Origin of the sequence: Flavobacterium cutihirudinis, from assembly GCF_003385895.1 — a bacterium.
In the GTDB taxonomy this organism is placed as follows: Bacteria; Bacteroidota; Bacteroidia; order Flavobacteriales; family Flavobacteriaceae; genus Flavobacterium; species Flavobacterium cutihirudinis.
Genome location: NZ_QRDQ01000008.1, coordinates 998,649 through 1,010,771 on the forward strand (window position 1 = coordinate 998,649; position 12,123 = coordinate 1,010,771).

At 33.0% G+C, this 12,123-nt stretch carries 11 protein-coding genes; 2 read left to right on the forward strand and 9 right to left on the reverse strand.

Annotated elements, in window-relative coordinates; all coding sequences use genetic code 11:
• Positions 1–19 precede the first annotated feature (19 nt).
• The 4 genes from BD847_RS10035 to surE form a co-directional block, all read right to left on the reverse strand.
• Entirely contained in the window at positions 20–505 is a 486-nt protein-coding gene (locus BD847_RS10035; protein WP_115888128.1) for a C40 family peptidase, read from the reverse strand.
• A gap of 10 nt (positions 506–515) precedes the next feature.
• Positions 516–1,634: a lipid-A-disaccharide synthase gene (lpxB, locus tag BD847_RS10040; protein ID WP_115888129.1), complete on the reverse strand. Its 1,119-nt coding sequence runs from the start codon at positions 1,632–1,634 to the stop codon at positions 516–518.
• A gap of 64 nt (positions 1,635–1,698) precedes the next feature.
• Positions 1,699–1,971, reverse strand: coding sequence for a hypothetical protein (locus BD847_RS10045; protein ID WP_115888130.1), 273 nt, complete (start codon positions 1,969–1,971; stop codon positions 1,699–1,701).
• Complete coding sequence (gene surE / locus BD847_RS10050; protein WP_115888131.1) at positions 1,964–2,743, reverse strand: 5'/3'-nucleotidase SurE; 780 nt, start codon at positions 2,741–2,743, stop codon at positions 1,964–1,966. The genes BD847_RS10045 and surE overlap by 8 nt, the downstream gene beginning before the upstream one ends.
• Before the next feature lie 212 nt (positions 2,744–2,955).
• Between surE and BD847_RS10055 the strand changes: the two genes are divergently transcribed.
• Entirely contained in the window at positions 2,956–5,139 is a 2,184-nt protein-coding gene (locus BD847_RS10055) for a carboxy terminal-processing peptidase (protein ID WP_115888132.1), read from the forward strand.
• A gap of 95 nt (positions 5,140–5,234) precedes the next feature.
• On the forward strand, positions 5,235–6,023 hold the full coding sequence (locus BD847_RS10060) for a DNA/RNA non-specific endonuclease (protein WP_115888133.1): 789 nt from the start codon (positions 5,235–5,237) through the stop codon (positions 6,021–6,023).
• Here the strand turns inward: BD847_RS10060 and rpe are convergent.
• The 5 genes from rpe to BD847_RS10085 form a co-directional block, all read right to left on the reverse strand.
• A complete protein-coding gene (gene rpe / locus BD847_RS10065; protein WP_115888134.1) occupies positions 6,000–6,662 on the reverse strand; it encodes a ribulose-phosphate 3-epimerase in 663 nt (220 codons plus the stop codon). The two genes, BD847_RS10060 and rpe, sit on opposite strands and share 24 nt — an antisense overlap.
• 310 nt (positions 6,663–6,972) lie before the next feature.
• Positions 6,973–7,836: a sigma-70 family RNA polymerase sigma factor gene (locus BD847_RS10070; protein ID WP_007804760.1), complete on the reverse strand. Its 864-nt coding sequence runs from the start codon at positions 7,834–7,836 to the stop codon at positions 6,973–6,975.
• Between the two features lie 155 nt (positions 7,837–7,991).
• Complete coding sequence (locus BD847_RS10075) at positions 7,992–9,716, reverse strand: hypothetical protein (RefSeq protein ID WP_115888135.1); 1,725 nt, start codon at positions 9,714–9,716, stop codon at positions 7,992–7,994.
• Positions 9,704–10,879, reverse strand: a complete 1,176-nt coding sequence (locus BD847_RS10080; protein ID WP_115888136.1) for a DUF4249 domain-containing protein — start codon at positions 10,877–10,879, stop codon at positions 9,704–9,706. The genes BD847_RS10075 and BD847_RS10080 overlap by 13 nt, the downstream gene beginning before the upstream one ends.
• A 51-nt stretch (positions 10,880–10,930) precedes the next feature.
• Positions 10,931–12,109, reverse strand: coding sequence for a DUF4249 domain-containing protein (locus tag BD847_RS10085; RefSeq protein WP_115888137.1), 1,179 nt, complete (start codon positions 12,107–12,109; stop codon positions 10,931–10,933).
• Positions 12,110–12,123: the final 14 nt, after the last annotated feature.

Sequence of the window (12,123 nt, forward strand, 5' to 3'; positions counted from 1 at the left end):
GTAAGAAAAATAATAAATTTTACTCGATTATTCTGTTGATCTGCACAAATGAATTTTGATAATAAGGCTCTTTTGTAGAGGAAATAATTACGCCTTTTGAAGTGGAAGAATGAACAAATTTAATCTCGGAAGAATTTACCTCTGTAATAAGGCCAACATGATTGATTTGTTTGCTTTTATTGGTTTTAAAGAAAATCAAATCGCCTTTTTGAGCTTCTTTTAGTGGTATTATTGCACCAATTTTTGCCTGTTCAAATGAGCTTCGGGGTAATTTTATGTTTTCGGTTTCAAAAGTAGTATAAACCAATCCAGAGCAGTCGAAACCGTTTTTCGTAGTTCCTCCTGCCTTATAACGTACGCCGACATTATCGGTTGCGGTTTCGATTAAATGATTGACAATATATCTGTTTTCTTTTTTACTTTCTTTTTTGCTTACAGCGCTTGAACCAGATTTACAAGAAGTAAAACTGATGGCAAGAAGAAGTAAAATGATTATTCGTTTCAAAATCTAAAAATTAAGCTTGTTTAAGGTCGGCTACGATTAGTTTTGCGGTTTTTTTACTGGCGCCAACTCCTCCTAATTTTGCTTCTAAAATATCGTAATTTTTTAGCAGTTTTTCGCGGTAATGAGGTTCTAGTAATTTTTGAAGTTCTTCCTTAATTCGTTTGCTATTGCATTCGTTCTGAATCAATTCGGTTACAACTTCCTGATCCATAATTAAATTGACCAAAGAAATATATTTTAAAGTTATAATGCGTTTTGCAATTTGATAAGAAATAGAACTTCCTTTGTAGCATACCACTTCGGGAACTTTAAAAAGAGCTGTTTCTAATGTAGCGGTCCCAGAAGTTACTAAAGCTGCTGTTGAAGAACGAAGTAAATCGTAAGTTTTATTAGAAACAAATGCAATATTTTGTGTTTTTATAAACTGCTGATAAAATTCATAATCCTGACTTGGAGCGCCGGCAATTACAAATTCATAGTCCTGAAAATCATCAACTACACTTAGCATAACACTCAGCATCTTTGTGATTTCCTGTTTGCGGCTTCCTGGTAAAAGAGCGATAATAGGTTTTTCTCCCAATTGATTTTCTTTTCTAAAAACAGCTTCGTCAAATGGCGGCTGATTCTGAATGGCATCAATTAACGGATGGCCAACAAAATCAACAGGAAATTGATGTTTGTCTTCGTAAAAACCTTTTTCGAAAGGAAGAATTACAAACATCTTGTCGATGTCGTGCTTTATCGCTGTGATTCTGTTTTCTTTCCACGCCCAAATTTGTGGCGAAATATAATAGTGTGTTCTATAATTTAAAGCTTTAGCCCATTTTGCAATACGCATATTGAAGCCCGGATAGTCAATAAAGATTAAAACATCCGGCTTGAATTCAGAAATATCTTTTTTGCAAATTTTAATATTATTCAAAATGGTTTTCAGGTTGAAGATAACTTCAACAAATCCCATAAAAGCTAAATCGCGATAGTGTTTAACTAAAGTTCCGCCCGCTTTTTGCATTAAATCACCTCCCCAAAATCTGATTTCAGCTTGAGGATCTTCTTCATACAAAGCTTTCATTAAGTTAGAACCATGTAAATCTCCGGAAGCTTCGCCAGCTATTATGTAGTATTTCATATTGAATTTTTTAAAATGTGCTGTGTTTTGAAACGCAGCATTTTTGCAAGAACAAAGATAGGATTTAAATAAATAAAGTTGAAATTGCTAATACAATCACAGCAAAAACAACTCCTCGAGCCATTATTTCTTTGTTCCTCTTTAGCAGAAACAAAAATAAAAGAAGGTCTAAAACAGTTCCTAAAGTAATTACTTTTCCTAAATATCCGTATTGTTTTATGGTTTGAAGACCGTTTGAAATATCGAATGAGGTAAATAATTTTATAAAAAGATAACTTCCGATAAGGGAAGTAATGATTCCGAGAATAAAACCAATCAGGATGTCTAATTTATTCATTTAATTTCCAGGTGTTAAGTTGTTGCATTGAATGATGTGCGGTTAAATCAAACTGAACGGGAACAACAGAAATATATCCGTTTTCCAAAGCCCATTCATCAGTATCTTCACCTTTATCTTCATTAGTAAATTTTCCGGTAAGCCAATAATAGTCTTTTCCGAAAGGGGTTTGTCGTTTGTCAAATTTCTGTGCGTAATACGCTTTCGCTTGACGGCAAATTTTTATTCCTTTTATTTCATTTTCTTTTAGTTTCGGAAAATTTACATTTAAAACGACGCCAGCAGGTAATTTATTGGCAAGGGTTTCAAGTGTTATTTTTTTTACGAAAGATTTGATTGGTTCAAAATCGGCATTCCAGTCAAAGTCCAAAAGAGAAAATCCTATTGCCTGAATTCCTTCAATTCCGGCTTCGACAGCGGCGCTCATAGTTCCCGAATAAATGACATTGATCGAAGAGTTTGAGCCGTGATTTATTCCCGAAACGCAAAGATCTGGTTTTCTTCTTAAAATCTCATTTACGGCTAGTTTTACGCAATCAACAGGCGTTCCGGAGCAGCTATATTCGGTAACAGTGTCATCTTCTTTCGAAATTTTATCCAAAAATAAGGTGTTATTTATTGTTATGGCATGCCCCATGGCGCTCTGAGGTTTGTCCGGAGCGACAACGACAACTTCACCAATAGTTTCCATTACACTTATTAATGCCCTGATTCCCGGAGCAAGAATTCCATCATCGTTGGTTACTAATATTAGTGGTTTTTCATCTTTCATGTGGTGTTGGGATTTTTTGTTTTGTCAAAATTAAGGCTTCTTTAGGCAAATGTAGCAACAGATTTTGGTAGAATACTAACAAATAAATAAAAATTGTAAACTAAATCTTAAAGGGTTTTTGAACAAAAAACATTTTTATATCTTTAACAAAAAATTATATTCAACTTGGCTTTGTTGGCATAGTTTTGCAGTAACTTAGATTAAAAAATTTGATGAATGCTATTATTAAGTTTATGAAAAGAAATTATAAAATACTTATAGCCGTATTATGCTTATCATTGACCTTGTTTGCGTTTAAATTAAACGCTGATAAGTCTATAGATCCGGACCCAAATAGAGACAAAACACTTTTAGAATTACTGGCATTTGTTATTGAAAAAGGACACTACAGTCCGGCTGAAATAAACGATGAATTTTCTAAAGGGATTTTTAAAGATTATATCGATGCACTGGATCCTTCAAAAAGGTTTTTCCTGCAGTCTGATATTGATGAATTTAAGCAATATGAGCTGCAATTGGACGATCAGTTTTTGAACAAAGATCTTACGTTTTTTAACCTGACTTATACCAGATTAATGAAACGTATGGAAGAAAGCAAAAAACGTTATAAAACTATTTTAGCTCAGCCTTTCAACTATACTGTTGATGAGACTTTTAATGCCGATTACGAAAATCTTCCGTACGCTAAAAACGCTACTGAAATCAATGAAAGATGGAGAAAACAAATTAAATTATCTACACTTTCATCTCTTGTAACAAAACAAAAAATTGAAGAGGATAAAAAGAAAAAAGATCCTGCTTATAAAGAAAAATCTTTTGAGACATTAGAAAAAGAAACTCGTGACAGCTCTTTAAAATCGTTGGATGATACTTTCGGTTTAATGAAAGATCTAAATAAGGAAGATTGGTTTTCTGTATATGTAAACTCAATTATGACACGTTTTGATCCTCATACAAGTTATTTTGCTCCTGAAGATAAAGATCGTTTTGATGTTAATATCAGTGGGAAATTAGAAGGAATTGGAGCTCGTTTAACGAAGAAAAACGACTTTACTCAAATTGATGAATTGATCTCAGGAGGTCCAGCTTGGAAAGGTAAAGAACTTGAAGCGGGTGATATGATTTTGAAAGTGGCACAAGGAAACGAAGAGCCAGTGGATGTTGTAGGAATGCGTCTTGATGATGTTGTGAAAAAAATTAAAGGTCACAAAGGAACTGAAGTTAAGCTTACAGTTAAAAAAGTTGACGGAACAATTAAAGTAATTTCAATTATTAGAGATGTAGTTGAAATTGAAGAAACGTATGCTAAATCTAGTATTGTAGAAAAGAATGGTTTGAAATACGGAGTTATTTATTTGCCTAAATTCTACATTGATTTTGAAAATAAAGATGGCCGTGATGCCGGAAAAGATATTGCTCTAGAAGTTGAGAGACTGAAAAAAGAAGATGTAAACGGAATTGTACTTGATGTTCGTGATGACGGTGGAGGATCTCTTTCTACAGTTGTTGATATCGCAGGTTTGTTTATTGAAGAAGGGCCAATTGTTCAGGTGAAATCTGCTGGTAAAAAGAAAGAAGTTTTATACGATAAAGATAAAAAAATCGAGTGGGACGGACCGTTAGTAATTATGGTAAACAGTTTCTCGGCTTCGGCTTCAGAAATTTTGGCTGCTGCAATTCAGGATTACAAACGTGGTGTTATCATTGGAAGTAAACAAACTTACGGAAAAGGAACTGTACAAAATGTTCTTGATTTAAATCAGTTTGTACGAAATGCCAATTATGGTGATCTTGGAGCTTTGAAAATTACAGGTCAAAAATTCTATAGAATCAATGGTGGTTCTACACAATTAGAAGGAGTTCATAGTGACGTTGTAATGCCGGATCGTTATGCTTACTTAAAAATGGGTGAGCGTGATATTGATAACGCAATGCCATGGGATAAAATTGATCCAGCTGATTACAGCACATGGAATTCAAACGAAAAATTCAATCAGGCAATTGCAAACAGTAAAACCAGAATCGCAAATAATGATCAGTTTAAACTGATTGAAGATAACGCGAAATGGATTGATGTTAAAAATAAAGAGAATACTTATAGTTTGAATATCAAAAACTTTAAAGCGACTCAGGAACAGGTTGAAAATGAAGGTAAAAAATACAAACCAATTGCAGATTACAAAAACAATCTGGTTTTTAAATCTTTGCCTTATGAAGAACTTGAAATGAATAATGATGCTACATTAAAAGAAAAAAGAGAGGCTTGGCACCAAGCATTATCTAAAGATGTTTATGTAGAAGAAGCTTTAAATGTTTTAGATGATTTGCAGACTAAAGGTTATGCAAAAAATGCAGTTGCTCCTAAAATGAAAAAGGATAAACTGGTAAAATCTTAATTCAAAAAGAGAATTAATTTGTTATTAAAATGCTCCATAGATATATTATTTATGGAGCATTTTTTTGTAAGTTTAATTCGTAATAAAGTTTAAAGATGAAGAATTATATTGTTTTGATTTTGATTGGTTTTGTACTGTTTTCTTGTAAAAAAGAGAATTCAAAAAAAGAAGAAGTGGTTCAGGAAAAACCTGCGTCTTTTACTTCGGTTTCGGCTCAAAATGCTGTAGATTCTTTGTATACGGTTTCGTATTTACCAACTTCAACTACAGGGCAAATTGTAAAGCATAAATATTATACGCTTTCCTATAATGAAAAATTCGAACAGGCAGAATGGGTTGCTTACGAATTAAAAAAAGAAAATTTAAAAAATAACGATTACAAACGTCCGTATTTTATTGAGGATCCAAAAGTGACTACAGGTTCTGCAGACTGGAGGAATTATAAAAATTCAGGATATGACAAAGGCCATCTTTGTCCGGCTGGAGATATGGAGTTTAACAAAGACGCGTATAATGATACTTTCTATACTTCAAATATTTCGCCTCAAAAGCACGATTTCAATAGCGGAATCTGGAATAGAATTGAGCAAAAAACACGTTATTGGGCAGGAAAATACAATGATATTTATGTGGTAACAGGTGGAATTCTGAAAGATTCAGACAAAAAAATAGGGACAGAAAATGTTGCTGTCCCTAAATATTTTTATAAAATTGTTTTGGCTAAATCCGGAAAAGAGCATAAAGCAATTGCTTTTTTGGTTCCGAATGAAGACAGTAACAAATCGATTTATGATTTCGTTGTTTCTATTGAAACTTTAGAAAAAATGACCGGAATTGATTTTTTTCCGAATCTGAAAAACTTAAAAAGCAGTCAGAACTTTTAATTCCTCAATAGTTTGAGTTGGATTCTCGGCTTTAAAGACAAAGCTTCCCGCAACTAAAACATCGGCTCCGGCTTCTACTAATTGTTTTGCATTTTTGCTTGTTACACCACCGTCAATTTCAATTAAAGTTGAAGCATTTTTACGTGTAATAAGAGCTTTTAATTTTTGAACTTTTGCATAGGTATTCTCAATAAATGATTGACCTCCAAAACCTGGATTAACGCTCATAATGCAAACTAGATCAATGTCATTGATAACATCTTCTAATAAATCGATATTCGTATGCGGATTAATAGCAACTCCGGCTTTCATTCCTTCGGCTTTAATAGCTTGTAAAGTTCGGTGTAAATGTGTACAGGCTTCGTAATGTACCGTTAGATTATTCGCTCCTAAATCGGCAAAAGTTTTAATGTAGCGATCTGGATCAACAATCATCAAATGCACATCAATTGTTTTTTTTGCATGCTTAGAAATTGCTTCTAAAACGGGCATTCCAAAAGAAATATTCGGAACAAAAACGCCATCCATAATATCGATATGAAACCAATCAGCCTGACTGTTGTTGATCATTTCGACATCACGCTGTAGATTAGCAAAATCTGCTGCAAGAACAGAAGGAGCAATAAGTGTATTTTTCATTTTGTAGTTGTGTGTAGTTTTTTTGCAAAGATAATTTTTTTTAACCACAGAGTACACAAAGCTTTGAGGTCTTTTGAATACTTAGAGAATAACCATTATAATTTTCTTTGCGAACTTTGCGAAAAATCTTTGTGTACTCTGTGGTTTAAAAAAAAGATAAAAATAAAAAACTCCGGTAATCAGCCGGAGTTTCAATCATCAATCAAAAAACGAACAGTCAATCAAACTGTTGTTTGCTTTACAAGGTTTCATGTTTCATGCTTCAAGTTACAAAAACAACCTGAAACTTTAAACCTGAAACAAATATTGTTTATCCTAAGTATGTTTTAAGGATTTTACTTCTAGAAGTGTGTTTCAATCTGCGGATTGCTTTTTCTTTAATCTGACGTACACGCTCACGAGTTAAGTCGAAAGTTTCTCCAATTTCTTCTAAAGTCATTGGGTGTTGGTCGCCAAGACCAAAATACAAACGAACTACATCAGCCTCTCTTGGAGTCAATGTTTCTAATGAACGCTCGATTTCAGTACGTAAAGATTCGTGAATTAATTCTCTGTCTGGGTTTGGAGATTCTCCAGAACGTAAAACGTCATAAAGATTAGAATCTTCTCCTTCAACAAGAGGTGCATCCATAGATAGGTGACGACCAGAGTTTTTCATAGACTCTTTTACGTCATTTACAGTCATGTCAAGTTCTTTTGCAATTTCTTCAGCAGAAGGTGGACGCTCGTTAGATTGCTCTAATAAAGCATACATTTTGTTGATTTTATTGATAGAACCAATTTTGTTTAAAGGTAAACGAACAATACGAGATTGTTCTGCTAATGCCTGAAGAATCGATTGACGAATCCACCAAACGGCATATGAGATAAATTTGAATCCACGAGTTTCATCAAAACGTTGTGCAGCTTTGATAAGACCTAAGTTTCCTTCATTAATTAAGTCAGGAAGAGTTAATCCTTGATTTTGATATTGTTTAGCAACCGATACAACGAAACGTAGGTTGGCTTTTGTTAATTTTTCTAATGCTCTTTGATCACCTGCTTTAATTCTTTGTGCTAATTCTACCTCTTCATCAGCGGTAATTAGGTCAACTTTTCCGATTTCTTGTAGATATTTATCTAACGATGCAGTTTCACGATTAGTTACCTGCTTGGTGATTTTAAGTTGTCTCATGTTTTTGTCTCCTCAATTTTTAAGTGTACAAATGGTTATACGTACGAAGTATCAAAAAAGTTACAATTGTTTTAAAAATAATTTAAAAATATTTTTAAAATAAAAAAACCTGCCTATTTGAGTAGGCAGGTTTACGTTATTTAGTGTAGTTAATTTTAATTTGAAGTTGTATTTTTTACTTCTATGTTTTCTTTTAGAGAAACAGGAATTCCATCTTTAGTAAAACCTTCAAGTCTAACTTCGAAAGTTCCCGAAAGATCAGAAGTATAAAAAGAAGTTGCTGATTTTGTGTCTAATTCAGGAGTCCAGAATAATTGATTTCTGTAATCAGGAATTCTTGCGTTATCAGCTGTGTTTTCATACTTTACTTTGTTGTAAACCTTTTTTGGCTGTGGTCTTAGAACCGTTGGTTTTGCAATCCAGGAACCACTTTGAGTACTTTTGAAATCTTTGTCAAAAGTGGTAAAACTAATTAAACCATTAAATGATTTTGATCCAACATAATAACGACCAATAATAACTTCAATTTTGTAAACACTTTTCATGCTGTAGTTTAGAAGATCGTTTTGATTCTCCAGATACAAACCGTCGACTAAAACTAATGCTGGATCCGGAAGTTGCGGAAAAATTGACGGATCGTTTACGTGAAGATATAATTTGTCATCTTTCTGTTTGTGATAAACGTCAACTACAACTTCTGTTGTTGTTTCTTTTAAAGTTTTAAATCGGGTATAATCATCAAGAATGTATTCTTTTGCAATCGGATAATAGAACGCATCATAAGATGGGGCTTTCTCGATATTATCTGCTTTTTTATGGAAATAGGCATTTTCAATTTGACTTGAAATTGATCTTTCTAACAAATTCTCTTTTATGGTATAAGATAAATTAGTGTTCTTGTCAAAAGATACATTAGCATAATCAATTTCGGGAGCATTATCGATTACAAGATCATAATTATTGGCTTTTTCATTTATAATCTGAATAATTATGTTTGGAGAATAGAATGCTTCATTGATGTTAAAGATAAAATTTCCGTTATCATCTGTTTCTACTACTTTAAAAGCAAATGACTTTCCAGGAATCGACAATCCTACTGAAATATTACCAACTTTGTCACTATTGTTTTTTGCTGTAATTTTTCCTGAGATAATTTCGCCTCGAATTTCCGGCAGAATTATTTTAGTATTCTGATCTTGTACATTCAGAGCAGTTGGATAAGAACCTGATGCAGCAAATTTAACCGCAGAGATTTGATTTTTAGCGGGGATATTATCCACCTTTCTCACAGAAAGAGAATAGTTTCCATCTTGAAAATTTTTATTTGAAGACTGTACTTTCAAATCAACTAATTCACGATTTGTAAAAGTCGTTTTGTTTAGTTTTAATACTAAATTTTCATTTTTCAAACTGTTTTCTGTTGCTTGGTTTGAAGCATTTGCCAATAGATTTTCTGCATCAACCTTTTCCGTTACTTTATAAGGATTGATAATATTAATATCCATTTGGAATAATTCGGTAATTGGTCTGTTAAGCATCCAGTTGGTGTAACCAATAAGCTTATAATTCCCTGTTTTTAATGTTGTAGGGAAAAAGTAATCGCCTTGTCCATTTCCGTTTTCTAAGAAAACTTTAGTCTTAAAAACAGATTTTTTGGTATTATCGACAAGTTCAACATAAGCAACTTTACTAATATTGCTTGGTGTTTTGTCTGATATTTTTAAACAATAAACTTTGTACAACATTGTCTCTCCTGAAACAAAAGTTGTAGCGTTTGAATGAATGAAAACAGTTTCGTCTAATGAAATGTTTTCTTGAGCGCTGCTGAATTGTGTATTTATAAATACAAGCAATACAATAAGTTGTTTTATTCTGTCCAAAATGGTGGTTTTATGTTAGATGAAAAAGTTGTACAGTCTCCGCATTCGCTGTCTACAAGTTTATAATTTAATGCGCTGTTTGAAAGGTATGTCATTAAATTTCGATTAATATTATAAATCATAGTTTCTCCCTCGCAGTCAATTCCGCCAAAGCAGAACAAAAACGGAACGTCTTCGCAGGTGTTGAAATAAGGAGCAGGTTTATTTGGGAAAAAGTCTTGATAGTTAAAAAAGATTCTCATTTCTGAATAAGAAGCGATATTAAAAAAGCCAATTACTTTTGCATTCGAATCATTTATACATTTGATGTTTCCTGCTATAAGTCCAGGCTGTTTTGGAGATAAAATACTCGAAGATCCAGACATTTCTTTCAATGTTTTATGGAAAGTGTAAGAATCTAAATTTTCTATATACTGCTTAACCAAAATGCTGTAACGGTGACCAATGATAAAATTATCCTCCTCAATAAATCGAATTGGCAAAGCAACACGATCTTCTTTTAGGTCATTTGTATTTGCTAAAATAATATCAAGTGAATTTTTTGTCGAATAACAAGTTTTGGTGTTTGGGTCATTATTTATTAATGCAACAGATTGTGGACCTGTGGTTATAATTTTTAAAGAAGACCATCTTGGCGCTACAATTTTATAAGTTTCCTCATATTCGTATCGATAATATTTTGAAGTACTGGTTGGGTCAAAACTGTTTACAGTAATTTGAACGCCAGTTTCTCCTTCTTTATTCGTTGCAAGCGCTGGAACAACACTTTCAATTGGGTTTACAGTTGTTAAGACTTGAGTAGCCGATTGATAGATTTTTCCGTCTTTTGTAGTAACCTGCAACGTATATTGTCTGTTTGCGACTACCTGAAAAGGTGCCTGAGATTTGTATGTGCCGGCATTTTCTACGAATAAATATTCATTATTTTGATCGTCTTTTACACTAACTTTTGCACCAGTCTCGCTTTGAACTCCATCATCTTCGAATCTGGAAGTTTTGGTTACTTTTATTTCTTGTGTCTTCAACTCATTTGTTAAAGTGGCTTCAATTACGACTGCTTCTTCATATGTATTGGTTAATAGCGGATAGGTTTCTGTACATCCATTTAAGAATAGAGACAGAAAAGCAAGAAGGATTATATTTTTTGTTTTATGAATTTTCACTGCTTATATTTTACTTGATCGTTTTTTTTATTTTCAATAATGAAGGACTTTTTAATCGGTCCAAAATGGCGGTTTTATACTTGATGCAATTGTTGTGCAATCTCCGCATGGTGCTTCTACCCAATAATAGAAACCACCAGTTAAAAAGTATGTTATTTTTCTTAAGACCAAGTCATCTGTATAAGGAAGTGCATGTGTACAAGGTTCAGGGATCTGGGTTTCATCTCCATAACAAAATTGCGTACAATCTGTAACATAAGGCGGTGATGGCTTATGTGGGAATATATCTTCATGATTAAAATAAATCCTTTCTGTTGAAACCGAAGCTACATCAAAATAACCTACGACTTTGTTGCCGGGATTTTTTATTGATTTTACATTCCCAACCAAAAGTCCTGGTTGATTTGGTGATAAAATACTTTCAGAACTCGACATTTTCTTTAAAGTATTATAATAGGTATAAGCATTTAAAGATTCTACATACTGCCTTACCAAAATACTATATCTTGTTGTTGTGATATAATCCTGTGAATTAATAAAGCGAATCAGGTAATTAATACGATCTTCAGATAGATCATTATTATTTGCGAGCATCAGATCAGAGCTCTTTTTACCGCCATAACAAATTTTGGTATCAGTTGTATTCTGAGAAAATATCAGATTACCATCAGGTCCCAATGTTGCTTTTGTGTTTACCCATTTAGGAGCAACAACTTTATAGGTTTCTTCGTATTCGAATCTGTAATAAGTTGATTTTCCACTGGCATCAAAACTTTTAATTCGAATGCCTATTCCTAATATATCATCCTTTGTTTCGGCAGCTGCAGTTACACTTTCCATGGGATTTACAGTCGTAAGTGTTTCCGGAGAAGATTCAAAAGATCTGCCGTCGCGTGTATTAACATGCAATTGGTATTTTTTGCCTGCTACAGCCTGAAATTCTACTAATGAAGAATATTTATCATCATTTTCTTCAAATTCATATTTAGTGCCTGTATCATCTGTTATATAAACTTCAGCTCCGGTTTCTATCGTAACTCCTTCATCTTCAAATCTACTTGTTTTAGTTAATTTGATTACCTGGTTTTTCAGTTCGTTTGTAATTGTCGCATCAACCACCAAAGCCTCTTCATAATTATTAGTAATTAGAGGAAAAGGTTCTGTACAGCTATTAAATGTAACAGCCAGACCCAGAAAAAGAATAATGTTTTTTAAATTAAAGTCTTTCAAAGCGTTACTTTTTA

Excerpts from the sequence above, each read along its gene's own strand:
- BD847_RS10055 (WP_115888132.1), top strand. The coding sequence starts at position 2,956 with ATGAATGCTATTATTAAGTTTATGAAAAGAAATTATAAAATACTTATA.
- BD847_RS10045 (WP_115888130.1), bottom strand. The coding sequence starts at position 1,971 with ATGAATAAATTAGACATCCTGATTGGTTTTATTCTCGGAATCATTACT.
- rpe (WP_115888134.1), bottom strand. The coding sequence starts at position 6,662 with ATGAAAAATACACTTATTGCTCCTTCTGTTCTTGCAGCAGATTTTGCT.
- BD847_RS10060 (WP_115888133.1), top strand. The coding sequence starts at position 5,235 with ATGAAGAATTATATTGTTTTGATTTTGATTGGTTTTGTACTGTTTTCT.
- lpxB (WP_115888129.1), bottom strand. The coding sequence starts at position 1,634 with ATGAAATACTACATAATAGCTGGCGAAGCTTCCGGAGATTTACATGGT.
- surE (WP_115888131.1), bottom strand. The coding sequence starts at position 2,743 with ATGAAAGATGAAAAACCACTAATATTAGTAACCAACGATGATGGAATT.
- BD847_RS10070 (WP_007804760.1), bottom strand. The coding sequence starts at position 7,836 with ATGAGACAACTTAAAATCACCAAGCAGGTAACTAATCGTGAAACTGCA.